The 19,031-nt window shown below is 72.1% G+C and carries 11 protein-coding genes, 1 pseudogene and 1 riboswitch; of the genes and pseudogenes, 3 read left to right on the top strand and 9 right to left on the bottom strand.

What is annotated here, in order from left to right; translation table 11 throughout:
* Nucleotides 1-69: 69 nt before the first annotated feature.
* A complete protein-coding gene (locus ACIBEF_RS08810; protein ID WP_396792397.1) occupies nt 70-3,042 on the top strand; it encodes a hypothetical protein in 2,973 nt (990 codons plus the stop codon).
* A gap of 160 nt (nt 3,043-3,202) precedes the next feature.
* Here ACIBEF_RS08810 and thiC read toward each other — a convergent pair whose 3' ends face one another.
* From thiC to thiE, 7 genes and pseudogenes are all read right to left on the bottom strand, one after another.
* Complete coding sequence (thiC, locus tag ACIBEF_RS08805) at nt 3,203-4,795, bottom strand: phosphomethylpyrimidine synthase ThiC (RefSeq protein ID WP_396792395.1); 1,593 nt, start codon at nt 4,793-4,795, stop codon at nt 3,203-3,205.
* Nucleotides 4,796-4,812: 17 nt separating this feature from the next.
* Nucleotides 4,813-5,598, bottom strand: coding sequence for a bifunctional hydroxymethylpyrimidine kinase/phosphomethylpyrimidine kinase (gene thiD / locus ACIBEF_RS08800; protein ID WP_396792392.1), 786 nt, complete (start codon nt 5,596-5,598; stop codon nt 4,813-4,815).
* 194 nt (nt 5,599-5,792) lie between these two features.
* A pseudogene (locus tag ACIBEF_RS08795) lies at nt 5,793-6,371 on the bottom strand (thiamine phosphate synthase); the annotation flags it as partial.
* On the bottom strand, nt 6,368-7,147 hold the full coding sequence (locus ACIBEF_RS08790) for a thiazole synthase (protein ID WP_396792391.1): 780 nt from the start codon (nt 7,145-7,147) through the stop codon (nt 6,368-6,370). The gene ACIBEF_RS08790 and the pseudogene ACIBEF_RS08795, both read right to left, overlap by 4 nt.
* Nucleotides 7,144-7,344, bottom strand: a complete 201-nt coding sequence (gene thiS, locus ACIBEF_RS08785; protein ID WP_238667543.1) for a sulfur carrier protein ThiS — start codon at nt 7,342-7,344, stop codon at nt 7,144-7,146. Before thiS ends, ACIBEF_RS08790 begins: the two co-directional genes overlap by 4 nt.
* On the bottom strand, nt 7,335-8,501 hold the full coding sequence (gene thiO / locus ACIBEF_RS08780) for a glycine oxidase ThiO (protein ID WP_396792389.1): 1,167 nt from the start codon (nt 8,499-8,501) through the stop codon (nt 7,335-7,337). The genes thiS and thiO overlap by 10 nt, the downstream gene beginning before the upstream one ends.
* Complete coding sequence (gene thiE / locus ACIBEF_RS08775) at nt 8,495-9,121, bottom strand: thiamine phosphate synthase (RefSeq protein ID WP_396792387.1); 627 nt, start codon at nt 9,119-9,121, stop codon at nt 8,495-8,497. Before thiE ends, thiO begins: the two co-directional genes overlap by 7 nt.
* Nucleotides 9,116-9,225, bottom strand: a riboswitch (TPP riboswitch). Its footprint overlaps the gene before it by 6 nt.
* 312 nt (nt 9,226-9,537) lie before the next feature.
* Here thiE and ACIBEF_RS08770 point away from each other — a divergent pair.
* Nucleotides 9,538-15,369, top strand: a complete 5,832-nt coding sequence (locus ACIBEF_RS08770) for a ThuA domain-containing protein (protein WP_396792385.1) — start codon at nt 9,538-9,540, stop codon at nt 15,367-15,369.
* 66 nt (nt 15,370-15,435) lie between these two features.
* Entirely contained in the window at nt 15,436-16,095 is a 660-nt protein-coding gene (locus tag ACIBEF_RS08765; RefSeq protein WP_396792383.1) for a hypothetical protein, read from the top strand.
* Between the two features lie 243 nt (nt 16,096-16,338).
* On the opposite strand, the gene ACIBEF_RS08760 is transcribed toward ACIBEF_RS08765, so the two are convergent.
* Nucleotides 16,339-17,301, bottom strand: coding sequence for an aldo/keto reductase (locus ACIBEF_RS08760; protein ID WP_396792381.1), 963 nt, complete (start codon nt 17,299-17,301; stop codon nt 16,339-16,341).
* A 36-nt stretch (nt 17,302-17,337) separates the two neighbouring features.
* Nucleotides 17,338-19,017 (bottom strand): ABC-F family ATP-binding cassette domain-containing protein, encoded by a 1,680-nt coding sequence (locus ACIBEF_RS08755; RefSeq protein ID WP_396792380.1) that lies wholly within the window; start codon nt 19,015-19,017, stop codon nt 17,338-17,340.
* Nucleotides 19,018-19,031: the final 14 nt, after the last annotated feature.

Below are 19,031 nucleotides of genomic sequence, written 5' to 3'. Positions count from 1 at the left end.
GATGGCCACCGGCGTGCCGCGCGGCGCGCCGTTGGCTATCGGGTGTACCGGGTGCGTAACGTGCCGGACATGGCCTTTCGGACCTGGGGCAGACTGCTGCTCACGGCGCTCGGGGTGAGCGTGCTGGCCGGAGCCGGCCAGCTCGGCGTCGCATACGGTTTCGGCATCGTCCGCCTGACCGGCGCATTCACCGGTACGACAGTCAACCAGTGGCCGGCCCAGCTGGTCTGGGTGGGCTGGTTCGCCGCCAACGCAGCGGTCGCCGGTGCCGTCCTGACCGGACGCCTCGCTCGCCGTGACGCTCCGGCGGCCAGCACCGGCCGGCAGTTGGCGGTCGGCGGCGCGGCGGCGCTCGGTGCCACGGTCATCGCCCCGCTCTGCATGCAGCCCGCCCGCGCTGCGGAACTGATCTCCGTTGACCCGGTCTGGGCGGTGGGCATCTGCGCCATGGTCGGTGCGGTGATCGGGGCGGGCGCGGCGATCGCCGTCCTGTTCCGGCCCGAGCTGGGGTGGAACATGGCGGCCGTGGCCGGCACGGTCTGGCTGCTGGCGCTGATCTCCGTCCTACCGTCGCTCGGCACGGCTGGCCCACTGCCGACCGTCCGGCTCGGCGTACTGGAGCCGAGTTGGCTCGACGACGCTGCCGCACAGCGGCTGGCGATGCTCCTGCTGCCCATCGTGGCGCTGCTGGCCGGCGCGGCGACCGCCGGGCTGGCTCGCTCGCGGGGTCAGGCTCCACTGGTCAGCGGAGCCACCGGGGTGGCCGGTCCGGTGCTGGTGGCGTTCGCCTACCTGACCGCCGGTCCGGGCGACGCGGTGGACCGCTACCAGACCGCCCCCTACTACGGCTCGTTGATCGCGATCCTCGCCGGAGCGCTCGGCGCGGCCGCCGCCGCGCTGCTGCGCTGGCCGATGGGCACCCGTACCACCGATTCGCAGGCGATCGAGCCCACCGCCATCCTGCGCCCGCTGTCCGCCGGCCCGGCGCTGACCAGCGCGCCGAACGATACTGACAGCGCGGCGAACGACCGGGACAGCGCCGAGGACGCCGACACGGAGCTGGCCACCCGCACGAAGCCCGCCGGCGTCGTTGCGGGTCCGTGGGCGACGGGCGATCCCGATGCCGTACGCACCGTCCCGGCCCACTGGGACTGGCCGGAGACCACAGCGAGCGGACAGCACGGTCCGGCTCCCGCCGCACCGGCTACTGCCACCGCACCGGCTCAGCCCGCGGCCTGGCTGACCGCGCCGACCGGTGAGTTCACCGCCGCTGGGCAGACGCCCCCGCGTCAGGATGACGTCCTGGCGACGACCGAGCCCTCGGCCGTCACCGACGCCACCGCGACCGGCACGACGGCCGGACGCGCCGACGCCGCGACCCCGGCGGGCGGCCGGGCTGTCGACGAGCCGACCAGCAGCACGGCGACGGACCCGAGCGGCAGCACGTCGACCAGTGGCAGGCCGACCGGTGGACGCACCACCCGCAGGTCCGCCGACACGGCGAGCGCCACGGGCGCACCCGGTTCCGGCCCGACCAGCGCGGGCAGCGGCACCGAGGCGACCAGCACGGCGTCGCCTGACACTGACGCCCCCAGTCCCGACGCCACGGCCTCGACGGGTACGGGGCCAGCCCCGAGCACCGCTGGCACGCCTGACCAGGGCACGCCTGACGCGCCGCTGACGATCAAGCCGCGACGCAGCCGCAAGCCGAAAGCCAACCCGGACGCCACCGCCTCCGGCGTGGCCGACGACACCTCCTCTGCCGGTTCGGCAACCCCCAGCGAGACGACCACCGACGCGACGACCACCGACGCGACGACCGCGAGCAAGACGACCGCTCGCGAAACGACCACCGACGCGACGGCCACCCCCGCGACGACCACCGGCCGCGCCACGAAGGGCACCCGGCCGGGCAGGTCCGCCGACAGCACCGCCACCGACACTCCGGCGCCCAGCCAGGGAAGTCTGGGTGAGCTGTCGAGTTCAACCTCCGAGGTCGCCTCGGCTGTTGCCCCCGGCACGGCCGCAGCCCGGACCACCGCTACCGGCGCGAAGCGAGCACCGGCCACCTCCGGCACCGGCACGAAGCGAGCACCGGCCGCGTCCACGACCGCCGAAACCGGCGCGACGCAGGTGCCGGCCAACCCGGAGTCCCCCAGCACGCCGACCGACGCCACACAGACCCCGACCACCGGGACCGGAGCGACACCAGCACCGACCACCACGGCCGGCCAGGTTGGCGCGGAAGACACCCCGCGCGTCCCGAACGCCGGTACGGGCAGCAAGGCAGCAGCGGCCGACGCGACCAGCGATTCCGCGATCGCCGGGGCTCGTGGCACCGACAGCGCGCGGTCCGCCGCCGAGGACGTTCCCACCGCCGGGTTGTTCGCGGCCACCGCCGCCAACGACCCGGACACGGGCCGGTGGACGCCCGCGCCGGCGGCCTGGCCGGTCACCTCGACGTGGACGGTGCCACCGCAGGCCTCCGAGCCGGGCGCAACGGCATCGGAGGGGTCGAGCAGTGCTGACGCGCCGACCGGGCCGACGCCGAGGCCCCGGCATCGGGCACCGTTGCCGGACCTGAGCCGGGCCGGCACCTGGAACGCGTTCGACACCTCTCGACGCCGCGGGTCCGCGGAACCGCAGGACAGCTCGACGGCACGGACAGCGCCAACCGAAGCCGGCGAGAGCGCTCCGGCCGAACACCCGGGCCGGCCGGAGGGCGCGCCCGCCAGTGCCGCCACCGGCACCGGCACCGGTGATCTGACGCCCTCCGACACCACGTCGGCAGAACCGACGCAGCCGAAGGTGGCAGAGCAGCCCTCCCGGCGAGGGCGGCTCGGTGGGCTGTTCCGCCGCAACCGCTCCCGCGCCGACGAGGAGAGCCCGAAGACGTCGGAGGAAGCGGAGCCGCTGGCGTCCCAGGACGAGGAATTCGTCGACTGGGTCGCCGGTCTGAGCAAGCCGGTGTCGGACAACGAGCCCGAGCAGGAGAACAGCCGCCGGTCGTTGCGCTCCACCGGTCGACACCACCGCGAATGACTCCACCACGCAGTGCGCAGACGCACCGACCGGTCGTCTGACCGACCCTGCGACTCCCCACGCGGCGGGCCGCGCCGGCCGACACCGGGCCACGCGGGCCATCCCTGTGGCGCCTCGTCACACCGGGGCGCCACAGGGACGGCCTACGCCCGCAGGGAGGTCAGGCGAGCGGCAGGTAGACCCGGCTCCCGCCGGAGACGAACTCCTCCGACTTGTCCTTCATGCCGCGCGCCGCGTACTCCTTGAGCTCTTGGGTGATCTTCATGGAGCAGAACTTCGGGCCACACATCGAGCAGAAGTGCGCGGTCTTCGCCGGCTCCGCCGGCAGTGTCGCGTCGTGGTACGAGCGCGCGGTCTCCGGATCCAGCGAGAGGTTGAACTGATCCTCCCAGCGGAACTCGAACCGCGCCTTCGACAGAGCGTCGTCCCAGGCCTGCGCGCCCGGGTGCCCCTTGGCCAGGTCCGCCGCGTGTGCCGCGATCTTGTACGCGATCACGCCTGCCTTGACGTCGTCGCGGTCCGGCAGGCCGAGGTGCTCCTTCGGGGTGACGTAGCAGAGCATCGCGGTGCCGAACATGCCGATCATCGCGGCGCCGATCGCCGAGGTGATGTGGTCGTACGCGGGCGCGATGTCGGTGGTCAGCGGACCGAGCGTGTAGAAGGGCGCCTCGTGGCACCACTCCTGCTGAAGGTCCACGTTCTCCTTGATCTTGTGCATCGGTACGTGGCCGGGGCCCTCGATCATCACCTGGACGTCGTACGCCCAGGCGATCTTCGTCAGCTCACCGAGGGTGCGCAGCTCGGCGAACTGCGCCTCGTCGTTGGCGTCGGCGATCGACCCGGGGCGCAGCCCGTCGCCGAGGGAGAACGTCACGTCGTAACGCGCGAGCAGCGCGCACAGCTCCTCGAAGTTGGTGTAGAGGAAGTTCTCCTCGTGGTGCGCCAGGCACCACGCCGCCATGATCGAACCGCCTCGGGACACGATCCCGGTCACCCGGTCCACGGCCAACGGCACGTACGGCAGGAGCACCCCGGCGTGCACGGTCATGTAGTCGACGCCCTGCTCGGCCTGCTCGATGACTGTCTCCCGGAACACCTCCCAGCTCAACTTCACCGGGTCGCCGCCGACCTTCTCCAGCGCCTGGTAGATCGGCACCGTCCCGATCGGCACCGGCGAATTCCGTACGATCGCCTCCCGGGTCTCGTGGATCCGCTTACCCGTGGACAGGTCCATCACGGTGTCCGCGCCCCAGCGGGTGGCCCAGGTCAGCTTCTCCACCTCCTCCGCGACCGACGAGCTGACCGCCGAGGTGCCGATGTTGGCGTTCACCTTGACCAGGAACGCCTTGCCAATGATCGCCGGCTCGCACTCCGGGTGGTTGACGTTGAGCGGGAGCACCGCCCGACCGGCGGCGATCTCGGACCGCACGAGTTCCGGTTCGACGTTCTCCCGGATCGCCACGAACTCCATCTCCGGCGTCACCACGCCGGCCCGCGCGTACGCCAACTGGGTGGGTCGGCGATTGCCCACCCCGGCCAGCGGGGTACCCGCACCCCGTACGGGCGCCACGTCACCCCGCTCGGCGATCCACCGGCCCCGCAGTGCGGGCAACCCCACCAACGGGTCCGACCCTGGGCCGGACGTGTCGTAGAGCCGCACCGGCGGCAGGTCACCGGTCAGCCCCACCTCCGCGAACGGCACCCGGACATCCGGCCGTGAACCCTCGACGTACACCTTGCCTCGTGCGTGCATGACAGCCTCCCTGGTGATCAAGCGGACCAGCCGAAGTGGTTCAGCGGCCCGCGTCCCGCGCCCAGCTCCCAGCCCCGCGCGCCGGTCAGCGCACGGAGCACGTACTCCTTGGCGGCCCCCACGGCGTCCGGCACCGGGTCGCCGAGACCGAGCCGCACAGCGATCGCCGCCGAGAACGAGCACCCGGTGCCGTGGGTGTGCCGGGTGCTCACCCGGGGTGCGCGCAACACGGTGGTGACGCCGCCGCCGTGCAGCACGTCGACCGCCTCGCCCCCGTCCAGGTCACCGCCGGTGACCACCACGTACTCCGGGCCGCCGGCCACCAGGGCCTCGGCGGCCACGACCATCGCGGCCACGTCGTCCACCGGGCGTCCGGTGATCGCCGCGGCCTCCGCGCAGTTCGGGGTCGCCACGGTGGCGTAGGGCAGCAGCCGCTCCACCGCGCCCACCACGCCGAGCCGGTGACCGCTCGTGGCGACCAGCACCGGGTCGACGACGAGTTGGGGCAGCCGGTCGTCCCGGGCGGCCTTGGCCACCACGTCGGCGATCGCCGGCGTGCCGAGCATCCCCGTCTTCACGGCGCAGACGGTGAAATCGGTGAGCACGCTGTCCAACTGCTCGGTGACGGTGCGCGGAGGCAGCGGCAGCACCGCGTCGACACCCCGGGTGTTCTGCGCGGTGACGGCCGTGAGGACGCTGGTGCCGTACGCGCCCAGCGCGGCGAAGACCTTGAGGTCGGCCTGGATGCCGGCGCCGCCGCCGGAGTCCGAGCCGGCAATGGTGAGGATGGTGCTCGGGGTCACTTCTCCTCCTCTTTGGTTGCGGTTGGGGGCTGCGGTGGGCCGTTGCTGGTTGCGGTTGGGGGCTGCGGCCGACCGTGCCCACTCCGGGCGGTCAGGCTTGATCCCTGCGTGGGCACGGTCGGCCGCAGCCCTGACGTGGGGACCTGGGTGACCCCGCGCCGGGTTTGGGTCAGCTCAGGGGTGACCGCCTCTTGGAAAGCGCTGGTCAGGCTCGCCGCTGGTTCGGTGGGGTCTTTCGCTCGCATTAGTGCGCCCAGCACTGCCACTCCGGCGGCTCCCGCTTGGACGCAGGCGGTTACCTGTTGTGGGGTTTCGACTCCGCCGAGGGCCAGCAGGGGCACCGGGCTGGCCCGAACCAGGCCGCCCAGGCCTGCAACGAGCAACGGTGGGCCGTAGCCCGGTTTGGTCTTCGTGGGCCATACCGGGGAGATGGTGGCGTAGTGCTCGGTGGTCAGGCGGTTCAGCTCGGCTCGGTTGTGGCAGGAACGGCCGACCAGGTTGTGGGTTGGCGGCGGGTACGGGCCGGCGGCGGGCAGGTGCACGGCGTCGCCGCCGAGCGGGTCGGGGCCGGCCACGATGAGGGTTCCGCCGACGTCGGCGAGCATCGCGCGCAGATCGGCGGCGAGAGCGGCGCGTTCGGCGCGGGGCAGGTCCTTCTCCCGCAGCACCACCCAGCGCACTCCCCCGGCCACGGCTCCCGCCACGACCCGGTCGAGCCCTTCCCGCGCGACGAGCCGATCGGTCAACACGACAACCCCGGACGGCGGTGTCACAGCTCGGGTCTTCCCTCGTCCGGGGTGGAGGCGAGCGCGTGGAAGCGGCGCTCGATCCGGCCGGCCCGGGCCGCCAGCCGGCCCGCCTCGACGGCGTACCGCATCGCGGTGGCCATCGCCACCGGGTCGGCCGCCCGGGTGACAGCGCTCGCCAGCAGCACCCCGTCACAGCCCAGCTCCATGGCCAGCGCCGCGTCGGACGCGGTGCCGATGCCGGCGTCGAGGATCACCGGCACGTCCACACCCTGCCGGATGAGTCGAATGTGGTGCGGATTGCCGATGCCGAGCCCCGAGCCGATCGGGGAGCCGGCCGGCATCACCGCGGCGCAGCCCACGTCGGCGAGGCGGCGGGCGAGCACCGGGTCGTCGCTGGTGTACGGCAGCACTGTGAAACCGTCGGCGACCAACTCCTCGGCGGCGCGGAGCAGCTCCACCCCGTCGGGCAGGAGCGTCCGCTCGTCACCGATCACCTCCAGCTTGACCCAGTCGGTGTCGAACGCGTCCCGGGCCAACCGGGCCACCTTCACCGCCTCGGTCGCGGTGTGGCAGCCGGCAGTGTTCGGCAGCAGGCGTACGCCGCACCGGTCCAGCAACTCCAGCAGCCCACCTGTGGAGCCCGGTGCCGTGCCCACCCGGCGCAGCGCCACTGTGACCAGCTCGGTGCCGGACGCCCGGATCGCCTGCTCCAGGACGTACAGGTTCGCGGCACCGCCGGTGCCGAGGATCAGCCGTGAGGTGAAGGTCTCCCCACCCAGCTCGAACGGCACGCCACTCACCCGCCCTGCGCCGCGGTGAGCACCTCGACCCGGTCACCGTCGCGCAGTGCCCGGGCCGGCCAGCCGGTCCGGGGCACCACCTCGCCGTTGACCGCGACCGCCACCCCACGTGGGTGCGCCACGATGTCGCGGACCAGGTCCGCCACTGACGCGCCGGCGGCGACGCTGCGCCCGGCCCCGTTCACTGTCAACTCCACAGGTCCCCCTCCACACTCGGTTCCGGTCCGTCCGACGCGGCCACCGTGGCACCGCCGAAGCGGTCGGCCCGGAAGTGCGCGAGCAGCGGGTCGGGTACGCCGCCGAGCACCAGGTCGGCGATCAGGTCGGCGGTGATCGGGGTGAGCACGATGCCGTGCCGGTGGTGCCCGGTGGCGACCAGGACGTCCGGTCGGTCGGGCAGCGGCCCGAGGATCGGCGCGTTGTCCGGGGTGCCCGGACGCAGCCCGGCGACCGCCTCGACCAGGTCGTACTCGGCCAGCTCGGGCAGCAGGTCGACCCCGGCGCGCAGCAGCCGTTGCACAGCGCCGGCGGTGACAGTGGTGTCCGAGCGCTCCTCGACCGTCGCGCCGAGCACCACCTCACCGTCGGCGCGGGGCACCAGGTAGACGTGCTCGCCGTCGGCGTACCCCCGGATCACGTGCCGGAAGCCCGGCGTGACGCCGTCGGGCGCGCGGAGCCGGAGGATCTGACCTTTCACCGGCCGCACGGGCAGGCCGGTGAGCGCTGTGGCCCCGCAGCCGGCGGCGACAACGGTGACCGTCGCGTCCACATCGGACAGGACCCGGACCGGCCGGGGCACGAGCACCGCGCCGGCCCGCTGCGCGGCCGTGCGCAGCGCCGGCACCAGCAGCCGGGGGTCGACCTGGTGGTCGGTGGGCGCGAGCGCGCCGCCGCGCACCCGTGGGGCGAGCGCCGGTTCGCTGTCGCGCAGCTCGCTGGGGCGCAGCGGCGTCACGGGCAGGCCCAGCCCCTGCTGGTACGCCCACAGCCGGCGCGCCTCGGCGAGGTCGTCGCCGGTGAGCCCGACCATCAGGGTGCCCTCGGTCCGGTAGCCGATCTCGACCCTGGTCGTCTCGGTCAACTCGGCGGCGAACGCCGGCCAGCGGGCAGCGGATGCCAGCAACAACCCGGTCAGCTGCCGCTCACCGAAGTACGCCTCGGCGACCGGGGAGAGCATGCCGGCGGCCACCGCCGACGCCCCCGAGCCGGGTGCTGGATCGTGCACCACCACCCGCAGTCCGCGAGCGGCGCAACGCCAGGCGATGGCCAGCCCGATCGGCCCCGCCCCCACCACTGCCACGTTCGGCCGGACCCGGTCGCTCGACGGCGGTGACGGGGACCGGCCGGTCAGCACGTCAGGGCCTCGATCAGCTCGGCGGTTGCCCGTGCCGGGTCGGCGGCGGAGGAGACGGCACCGACCACCGCCACCCCGTACGCCCCGGCGGCCCGCAGCGCCGGCACCCGGGCCGCGGTCACTCCGCCGATCGCGATGACCGGAACGTCGACGGCGTCGACGACGGCGCGTACTCCGGCGGGCCCGATGGGGTCCGGCAGGCCGGTCTTGGTGCTGGTGGCGTGGCACGGACCGACGCCCAGGTAACTGGCGCCCGCCACGACGGCCTCGGCCGCCGGGCCCGGCGCGCGAGCGGTGGCGCCCAGCACACCGGTGGGGCCGAGCACCCGGCGGGCGGCGGCGACCGGCAGGTCGTCGGCGCCGACGTGTCCACCTGTCGCGCCGAGCGCCAGCGCCACGTGCAACCGGTCGTTGACCAGGCAGGTCGCCCGGTACGGCGCGCAGAGCGCCAACACCCGCCCGGTCAGGTCGTACGCCTCGCGGTCGGTGGCGGAATCCTCGACCCGGACCTGCACCACCAGGTCGGCGTGGGCCACGGTGAGGGCGGCGCGGACCACGGCGAGTGGGTCGCGACCGGGTCGGGTGTCGGTGATGAGATGCAATCGCCCCAGGGACGGCACGGCAACGCTCCTCCCTGCGCCGGCATTATCCGGATCAGGTTCGACGGTCGGGGGCTGTCAGCCCCCCTCTCAGCCCGGTACACCGGGCTCCCGTGGGTTACTTGCGTGTCACCGTACGACAGATCCGTCGGCCTGCCAAGGCGCGGGGTCGGCGGTGGCCGGCCGGGCCGGCGCGTCAAAACGACCGAGATCCAATGGGGCACTTCATACGGTCCTGTTCGGAATGTCGCCCCCCGTTGCAGAACCGTTACCCGTCCGCATCTTGCCCGACATCGAACCAGCCGAATTAATTTGTTCAGCGATTCGACAAAATGTCGGTGGGGGCACCTTGGCACGGTGTGACCACCGGCTCCATCAGGGACGGCCTTCGGCGAGCCGACTCCCGCGAGCCCTGTCACTACGACACAGGAGGCGGCGTGTCCCGTTCTCGTCGTGCCCGCGTACCAATCACCGCAACCCTGATCTCCCTGGCCATGGCCTCGACCACCCTGTTCGGCGCGCCCGCGCAGGCGGCCGCCCAGGTTCCCCCACGGGATGTGAAAGCCGCAGCCCCGGTCAGCCAGGTGGCGCCGAAGGCGCCAAAGGCCGCGGCCGATCCCTTCTCCGTCCTGATCTTCTCCAAGACCGCCGGCTTCCGGCACGACTCGATCCCCACCGGCATCGCCGCCATCCAGCAGCTCGGCGCCGCCAACGGATTCACCGTGGACAACTCCGAGGACGGCGCAGCATTCAACGACGCCAACCTGGCGAAGTACAAGGCGGTGATCTGGCTCTCCACCACCGGTGACGTGCTCAACGCCGACCAGCAGGCGGCGTTCGAGCGCTACGTGAAGGCCGGCGGCGGCTACGTCGGCATCCACGCCGCGTCGGACACCGAGTACAGCTGGGCCTGGTACGGCGACCTGGTCGGCGCGTACTTCGCCAACCACCCGCAGAACCAGACGGCCACCGTCAAGGTGGAAGACCACGCCCACCCGTCCACGGCCGGGTTGCCGGACCGGTGGTCCCGGTTCGACGAGTGGTACAACTACCAGAGCAACCCCCGGCCGGACGTGCACGTGCTGGCCAGCCTGGACGAGAAGAGCTACACCCCCGGCGCTGGCGCGATGGGTGCGGACCACCCGGTCGCCTGGTGTCAGGACTACGACGGTGGCCGCTCCTGGTACACCGGCCTGGGCCACACCCGGGAGTCGTACGCCGAGCCCGAGTTCCTGTCCCACCTGCTCGGCGGCATCCGCACCGCGGCCGGCGTCGAGAACGCCGACTGCGGCGCCTCGAAGACCTCGAACTTCGAGAAGGTCACGCTGGACAGCAACACCAGCAACCCGATGGAGCTGGACATCGCCCCCGACGGGCGGGTCTTCTACATCGAGCGTGACGGTCGCGTGCAGATCGTGAAGCCGGACACCGGCAACACCGTCACCGCCGTCGACCTGGACGTCTTCACCGGCAACGAGGACGGTCTCATCGGCATCCGGCTCGACCCGGACTTCGCCACGAACAACTGGGTGTACCTGTACTACGCCCCGAACGACGGGGTCACCCGCAACCTGCTGTCCCGCTTCACGGTCACTGGCGACACCATCAGCCTGGCCAGCGAGAAGCAGGTGCTCCGGGTCGACACCCAGCGCAACACCTGTTGCCACGCCGGCGGCAGCATGGCCTTCGACGGCGACGGCAACCTGTACCTGGCCACCGGTGACAACACCAACCCGTTCGAGTCGAACTCGTACTCGCCGCTCGACGAGCGGGCGGGCCGCCAGGACTACGACGCGCAGCGCACCTCCGCGAACACCAACGACCTGCGCGGCAAGGTGATCCGGATCCACCCCGAGGACGACGGAACGTACACGGTTCCGACCGGCAACCTCTTCGCGGCGGGCACCGAGAAGACCCGTCCCGAGATCTACGCGATGGGCTTCCGTAACCCGTTCCGGATCGGCACCGACCCGAAGACCAACACGCTGTACGTGGCGGACTACGGGCCGGACGCCAACACCGACAACCCGAACCGTGGCCCCCGCGGTCTGGTCGAGTGGAACATCGTCACTCCGGGCAACTACGGCTGGCCGTACTGCACGGGCACGAACGAGGCGTACAACGACTACACGTTCCCGTCCGGTCCGAGTGGCCCGAAGTTCGACTGCGCCGCACCGGTGAACAACTCGCCGAACAACACCGGCCTGACCAACCTCCCGCCGGTGGTCCCGGCGACCGTCGACTACGGGTACGCCGGTGACGCGCGCTACCCGGAGATCGGCGGCGGCGGCGCCCCGATGGGTGGCCCGGTCTACCGCTACGACGCCGACCTGAACTCGAACCGCAAGTGGCCGGCGTACTACGACGGCAAGGCTCTGCTCGGTGAGTGGAACCAGAACAAGATGTACACCATGCAGGTGACCCCCGACGGCAAGTCGCTTGTGGACATCAACCAGTTGCTCACCGGCATGAGCATGATCCGGCCGATGGACTTCGAGTTCGGCCCGGACGGCGCGCTGTACCTGATCGAGTGGGGCAGCGGCTTCGGTGGCAACAACGACAACTCCGGCGTCTACCGGATCGACTACACCGCCGGTGACCGTGCGCCCATCGCGGCGGCGTCCGCCAACCCGACCTCGGGTCCGGCCCCGTTGGCCGTCACGTTCTCCAGCGCCGGCTCCCGGGACCCGGACGGTGGCACGCTCACCTACGCCTGGACGTTCGGCGACGGGCAGACCTCGACCGAGGCCAACCCGACCCACACGTACGCCACGGCGGGCAACTACACCGCCCAGCTCACCGTCACCAACCCCAAGGGCCGTACCGCGGTGGCGAACGTGCCGGTGACGGTCGGCAACACCGCCCCGACGGTCACCATCGAGTTCCCGCCGGACGGTGGCTTCTTCAACTGGGGTGACCAGGTCCGGTACACCATCAAGGTGACCGACCCCGAGGACGGGGAGATCGACTGCTCCCGGGTCGGGCTGCAGGTGCTGCTCGGTCACGACGAGCACGCCCACCCGCTGGAGCAGCACACCGGCTGCACCGGCACCGTCCAGACGTCGCTCGCCTCCGGGCACGGCGCCGAGGCGAACGTCTTCGCGGTCTTCGAGGCCACCTACACCGACGAGGGTGGTGCCGGTGGCTCCGGTGCCCTGACCGGCCGGCAGATCGAGGTCCTGCAGCCGAAGCAGAAGCAGGCCGAGTACTTCACCGCCACCGGGCGCGCCCCGGTGAGCACCGGCGGTGGAGACCCCGGCGTGCAGCGCGAGGCCGGCGCCGACACCGCCGGTGGCGGTCAGAACATCGCCTTCATCGAGGACGGCGACTGGTGGTCGGTCGCCCCGGCGAACCTGACCAACATCACCGAGATCCGGTTCCGGGCCGCCTCCGCCGCCGCTGGCGGTCGGATCGAGGTGCGCGCCGGTGCTGTCGACGGACCGGTGGTCGCCACGGCCGTCGTACCGTCGACCGGGGCGTGGCAGACGTACACGGACGTGAGCGCGCCGGTCACCGGTGCCGCGAGCGGTTCGCTGTACTTCGTGGCGCGCGATCCGAACGGCGGAAGTGGTTCGCTGTTCAACGTCAACTGGATGGACTTCGTCGGCCGCGGTGTCACCGAGAACGGGCCGCCGGTGGTCAGCGCCACGGCCACCCCGGGCACCGGCACCGCACCGGTCACCGTCGCCTTCGACGGCACGGCCACCGACGCCGAGGGCGACACCCCGCTCACGTACGCCTGGGACTTCGGTGACGGAGGCACGGCGACCACAGTGGACGCCAGCCACACCTACACCACCGCGGGCACCTTCACGGCCACCCTCACGGTGACCGACAGCAAGGGCGCCAAGTCGTACGCCACGGTGCCGGTGCGGGTCGACGCTCCGGACACGTCCTGCTTCGGGGCGCGTTCGGACGACTTCAACGGCAACAGCCTCGACAAGGCCCGCTGGACCAGCGTGATCCGGGAGAACCAGCTCTACTCGCTCAGTGGCGGCGCGCTCCGGCTGCCCACTGGCGTTGGTGACCTCTACGGCGCTCGCAACGACGCCACGAACCTGGTGCTCCAGGCGGCCCCGACCGGCGCGTGGGAGATGACCACCAAGGTCACCCTGCCGGTGACGGCCAACTACCAGCAGGCAGGCCTGCTGGTGTACGGCGACGACGACAACTACGCCAAGGTGGACCTGCTGTACAACGGCAGCCGTCGGGTGGAGTTCATCCGGGAGACGGCGGCCACTCCTCGCAACGAGGCCGCCGACGCCACCAACGCACCTGCCGGTGACACCGTGTACCTGCGGATCACCAGCGACGGGACGAACCTGACCGCGTCCGCCTCGGGCGACGGTCAGACGTTCACCCCGGTTGGCCGTTCGGCCGCGCTCGCCGGCATCACCAACCCGCGGATCGGGGTCTTCGCGCTCAACGGTGGCACTGAGGCACCCGTTGTCGACGCGGCCTTCGACTCGTTCCAGGTGACGCCGGACGCCCCGGCCGGGCCGGTCGACCCGTCGGACGAGTTCACCGGCAGCACGCTAAACAAGTGCCGGTGGGACGCGATCCTTCGGGAGGACCCGAACGGTTACCGGGTCACCGGTGGCGCGCTGCGCATCGACGTGCCCAACGGTGACATCTACGGCACCGACAACACCGGGCCGAAGAACTTCATCCTCCAGACCGCGCCGTCGGGCGACTGGACCCTGGAGACGAAGGTCGACGGCAGTCTGCTGAACGAGCAGTACCAGCAGGCCGGTCTGCTCGTGCAGGCGGACGACGACAACTACCTGAAGCTCGACTTCATCGCGGACAACCAGGCCGGCCAGGCGGTGACGCGGCGGATCGAGTTCCGCAGCGAGATCGCCGGGGCGGTCCAGAACCCGCAGCCCGAGGCGGGCAACCTGACCTCGGCGGTGTGGCACCTGCGGCTGGCCCGCACGGGCGACACGTTCACCGCGTCGTACTCGGCCGACGGCACGACCTGGACCGCGTTGACGGCGCTGACCAACAGCGCCGTCGGGGCAACCCCGAAGGTCGGGCTGTTCACCCTCGGCGCCAACCAGACGGCGTCGAAGACCGCCTCGTTCGACTACTTCCGGCTCAGCACGAAGGTGGCCGACGAGACGGCACCGGTGACCACCGCGGCGGTTTCCGGCACCCCGACCGACGGGTGGCACACCGGGCCGGTGACGATCACGCTCACCGGTGCCGACGAGGCCGGCGGTAGCGGGCTCGCCGGTACGGAGTACCAGCTGGACGGGGCCACCACCTGGACGGCGTACACCGCTCCGGTGGCGGTCAGCGGGGACGGCGAGCACGAGCTCCGGTTCCGCTCGACGGACGAGGCCGGCAACGTGGAGGCGACCAGGACCGTCTCGGTCAAGATCGACGCCACCGCGCCGGTGACCTCGGCGACGTTCGCTCCGGCGAACGACGCCGGTTGGCACAACGGGACCATCCCGGTCGTGCTGGCCGCCACCGACGCCGGTTCCGGCGTCAAGACGGTGGAGTGGTCGCTCGACGGTGGCGCGTGGGCGCCGTACTCGACGCCGATCGAGGTGACCGGCGACGGGCAGCACGAGCTGCTGTTCCGTTCGGCGGACAAGGCGGGCAACGTCGAGACGCTGAAGTCGGCGGTGCTGCGCATCGACGGCACCAAGCCGACGCTGCTGGTGTCCGGGCTGGCCGACGGCCAGCTCTACGGCGACAGCCAGGACGTCCGGGTGGCCTGGCAGGCCGTTGACCCGAGCTCGGGTATCGCGAGCGTGGTCGGTCAGCTCGACGGCCAGGCGTACACCAGTGGCACCCTGCAGGCCATGTACGACCTGTCGCTCGGCCTGCACGAGCTGACCGTCACCGCGACCGACAAGGCGGGCAACAAGACCACCTCGACGGTCCGGTTCTTCGTCACCACCTCGTTCCGGGACATGCAGAGTCTGCTGGACCGGTTCAAGGCGACGGGGCGGCTCTCGACCAAGGCGCACAAGCAGCTGTCGAACAAGCTCGACGCTGTCCGTGCGTCCGAGGCGGCCGGCGACGACAAGGCGGCTGTCCGGCAGCTGACCGCGTTCCGGACGCTCGCCTCCGACACCGCGCTGGTGGGCGAGGCGGAGGTCCGGGACGTCCTGATCCGGGACGCCGATGCCATGATCGTTCGGCTCGGCGGCGCGGCCAGCAAGGCCGGGGTCAAGGCGAACGACGGTGACTCGGTCAAGGGCACCGGACGGCTTGGTGGCGACGCCACCCGGCTGGCACCCGGTCGCCAGCTCTGATCCGACGAGGCCCCTCCCCGGCGCTGCGGCGTCGGGGAGGGGCCTCCCTCATCGGTAGGAAGGGAGATGTCCGTGACCGGTATCCGCAAGGCGTTGGCCGCCGTGTTCGTCGGGCTGGCCCTGACCCTGTCCGCCGCCGCCCCGGCGGCGCAGGCCGCGCAGGCCGCCCCGGCGGCGCAGGCCGCGCAGGCCGCCCCGGCGGCGCAGGCCGCGCAGGCCGCCCCGGCGGCGCAAGCAGCGCAGGCCGCCCCGGCGGCGCAAGCAGCCCAGGCCGCCCCGGCGGCGCAGGCCGACAAGCTCAAACTCACTGTGGCGGGCGACGGGGCTCAGGGCGTCACCATCCAGGCCACCTACGCCGATGGCCGCCGGCTGGAGCAGGTGGTGCGGCTGGTCCTCACCGCGACCGGTCCGGACGGGCAGCGGGTCGGGCCGGTGCAGCTCGAACCGCAGCCTGAGGGGCAGGGTTTCTACAGCAGCGGCCCGGTGCTCTCCACCGGAACCTGGAAGGTGTCGGTGAACTCCCCCGCTCCCCTGGCGGGCAAGGCCACCGCCACGGTGCAGGCCAAGGCGGCGCAGTCGCCGCCGGCGCCCGCGCCGGTCGCGGTGACCACGCCGACGGACGACGCCGGCAGCGCCGCCTGGTGGCCGTTCGCGGCGGCCGGTCTCGTGCTCGTCGCCGTCGCGATGGGGGTGGCCATGCTGTTCGGCCGCCGCCGCACCAGCTAGACCGACCAGCGCACCAGCTGACCGACGGGCGCTCCGGCGCCCATGCACAGGACCGGGCCGGGCCGCGACGAGCGGCCCGGCCCGGTGTCGTTCGATCGCCTGGTGATCGACTCGGCATCCTTGAAGTCGGGGCTTCCCGGACCGCAGGTCACCCCGGCTTCAAGGAACGCGAGTGGATCATGCGTGGCGCGCGCCCCGCACGCGACGCCCCGCACGCGACGCCCCGCACGCGACGCCCCGCGCTCAGAGGATGGCGCGCAGCGCCGCCAGATCGTCGTCGCTGGGCTCCCAGACGCCAGCGGCGGCGTTGGCACGCACCTGCTCGGGCGTGGTGGCACCGGCGATCACCGAGGTCACCGCCGGCTGGGCGGCCAGCCCGCCGATCGCCACCTGGAGCATCGTCAGACCCCGCTCGGCCGCGTACGCCTCGATCGCCTCGATGGTGTCCCAGTCGGCTGCGGCGAGCCGCTCCGCGTACCGGCCACCACCGGAGAGCCGGCTGCCGGCCGGCGGCTGACCCTCCCGCTTGTACTTGCCGGTGAGCAGGCCGTTGGCGAGCGGGAAGAACGGCAGCATGCCGAGGCCGAACCGCTCACACGCCGGGATCACCTCGGCCTCCACGGACCGCTCCACCAGGCTGTAGTGGTTCTGCGCGCTGATGAAGCGGGACCGGCCGTTGGACGAGGCGACCCAGTCCGCGTCCGCGATCTGCCAGCCGGCGAAGTTGGAGTTGCCCAGGTAGCGCACCTTGCCGTCACGGACCAGGTCGTCCAGGGCGGCGAGGGTCTCGTCGATCGGGGTGCCCGGGTCGGGCTCGTGCATCTGGTACAGGTCGATGTGGTCGGTGCCGAGCCGGCGCAGCGACGCCTCCACCGCGCGGGCGATGTAGCGCCGCGCACCCCGCGCGCCGTAGTCCGGTCCGTTGAGACCGAACATGTCCATGCCGAACTTGGTGGCCACCACCACGTCGTCCCGGCGGCCCTTGAGCGCCTGCCCGAGCAGTTCCTCGGAGCCGCCCTGCGGCTCGCCGTAGATGTCGGCGGTGTCGAACAGGGTGATCCCGGCGTCCAGGGCCGCGTCCACCACCGCCCGGGTGCCGTCGAGGTCCAACTTACGGCCGAAGTTGTTGCAGCCGATGCCGACCACGGACACCACGAGCCCGGAGTCGCCCAGCCGGCGATAGGTCATTTCAGTCACGCGATCCACCCTATGCCGGCCGGACGCACCGCCGCCGAGGACCGCTCACCCCACGTCCCAGACCGGTTCCGGAGTCTCCACCACCTCGCTGTCGCCTCGAAACAGCACGAACCTGTCGAAGGAGCGGGTGAACCAGCGGTCGTGGGTGACAGCGATCACCGTCCCCTCGAAGGCGTTCAGGCCCGTTTCGAGAGCTTCCGCGCTGGCCAGGTCGAGGTTGTCGGTGGGCTCGTCGAGCAGCAGCAGGGTCGCCCCGGACAGCTCCAGCAGCAGCACCAGGAACCGGGCCTGCTGCCCACCGGAGAGCGTGCCGAAGCGCTGGTCGCCCTGCGCGGCCAGCTCGTAGCGACTGAGCACACCCATCGCCGCGTGCCGGTCCATCCCGGTGCGGTGCTCGTCGCCCCGCCAGAGGATCTCGACAAGCGTCTTCGACATCAGCTCCGGCCGGTCGTGAGTCTGGGAGAAGTGTCCGGGGCGGACCCGGGCACCGAGGCGGGCCGACCCCTCGTGCATCACCGGAGCGAGCGCGCCCGCGCCGTCGACCGGGCCGTTCGCCGGGTCCGGGTCGGTGCCGCCGCGGGCCAGCAGCCGCAGGAAGTGCGACTTGCCGGTGCCGTTGGCACCGAGCACCGCCACCCGGTCGCCGTACCAGATCTCCAGGTCGAAGGGGAATGTCAGGCCGTCGAGCTCCAGCTGCTCGCAGACGACCGCGCGCTTGCCGGTCCGCCCGCCGCTGAGCCGCATCCGGATGTCCTGGTCCTTCGGCGGTACGGGCGGCGGCCCGGCCTCCTCGAACTTGCGCAACCGGGTCTGCGCGGCCTGGTAACGCGAGGCCAACCCGTCGTTGTACGCGGCCTTCTGCTTGTACATCAGCATCAGCTCGCGGAGCTTCTGGTGCTCCTCGTCCCAGCGTCGGCGCAGCTCGTCGAGGCGGGCGTGCCGAGCCACCCGAGCCTCGTACCAGCTGGCGAAGCCGCCCGGGTGCACCCAGGCACTGCCACCCTCGACGGCGACCACCCGGTCGGCGCTCTGGGCCAGCAGCTCGCGGTCGTGCGAGACGTAGAGCACCGACTTCGTCGACTCGCGCAGTCGCGCCTCCAGCCAGCGCTTGCCGGGCACGTCGAGGAAGTTGTCGGGTTCGTCGAGCAGCAGAACCTCGTCCGGGCCGCGCAGCAGCAACTCCAGGGCGAAGCGCTTCTGCTGGCCGCCGGAGAGGGTACGCACCGGACGGTCCCGCACGGCGTCCCACGGCTTACCGAGGACGATGGTCGCGACGGTGTCGAAGAGCACCTCGGCGTCGTACCCGCCGGCCTCGCCCCAGGCGCCGAGCGCATCGGCGTACGCCAGCTGGGCCTTGCCCGCGGCGTTGCTGAACTTGCCGAGGGCCTCGGCCGCCCGCATGGCCGCCTCGGTCTCGCCGAGCCGCCGGCCGGCGTCGCGAAGCACCGGAGGGGCCAGCGACAACGCCAGGTCGGCGAGGGTCGACTCGTCACCGATCATGCCGATGAACTGGCGCATCACACCCAGCCCGCCGGCCCGCGCGACGACGCCGCTGCGCACCGGCAGGTCGCCGGCGACCATCCTCAGCAGCGTCGTCTTTCCCGCGCCGTTCGGCCCGACCAGGGCGACCTTGCTGCCCTCCCCGACCCGGAACGACACGTCGGCGAAGAGTTCCCGACCGTCGGGCAGGATGTGCCCGACCGCTGCCACGTCCACGTATCCCACGCCGGGATCCTGCC

It is taken from the genome of Micromonospora sp. NPDC050795, from assembly GCF_044456785.1.
Classification (GTDB): domain Bacteria; phylum Actinomycetota; class Actinomycetes; order Mycobacteriales; family Micromonosporaceae; genus Micromonospora.
The sequence above is the reverse complement of the archived record's forward strand: the minus strand, read 5'-3'. Positions and strand labels throughout refer to the sequence as shown.

What these genes read in the sequence shown, in the direction of transcription:
- ACIBEF_RS08810 (WP_396792397.1), top strand. Translation starts at nt 70, where the DNA reads ATGGCCTTTCGGACCTGGGGCAGACTGCTGCTCACGGCGCTCGGGGTG.
- thiC (WP_396792395.1), bottom strand. Translation starts at nt 4,795, where the DNA reads ATGCACGCACGAGGCAAGGTGTACGTCGAGGGTTCACGGCCGGATGTC.
- ACIBEF_RS08765 (WP_396792383.1), top strand. Translation starts at nt 15,436, where the DNA reads ATGTCCGTGACCGGTATCCGCAAGGCGTTGGCCGCCGTGTTCGTCGGG.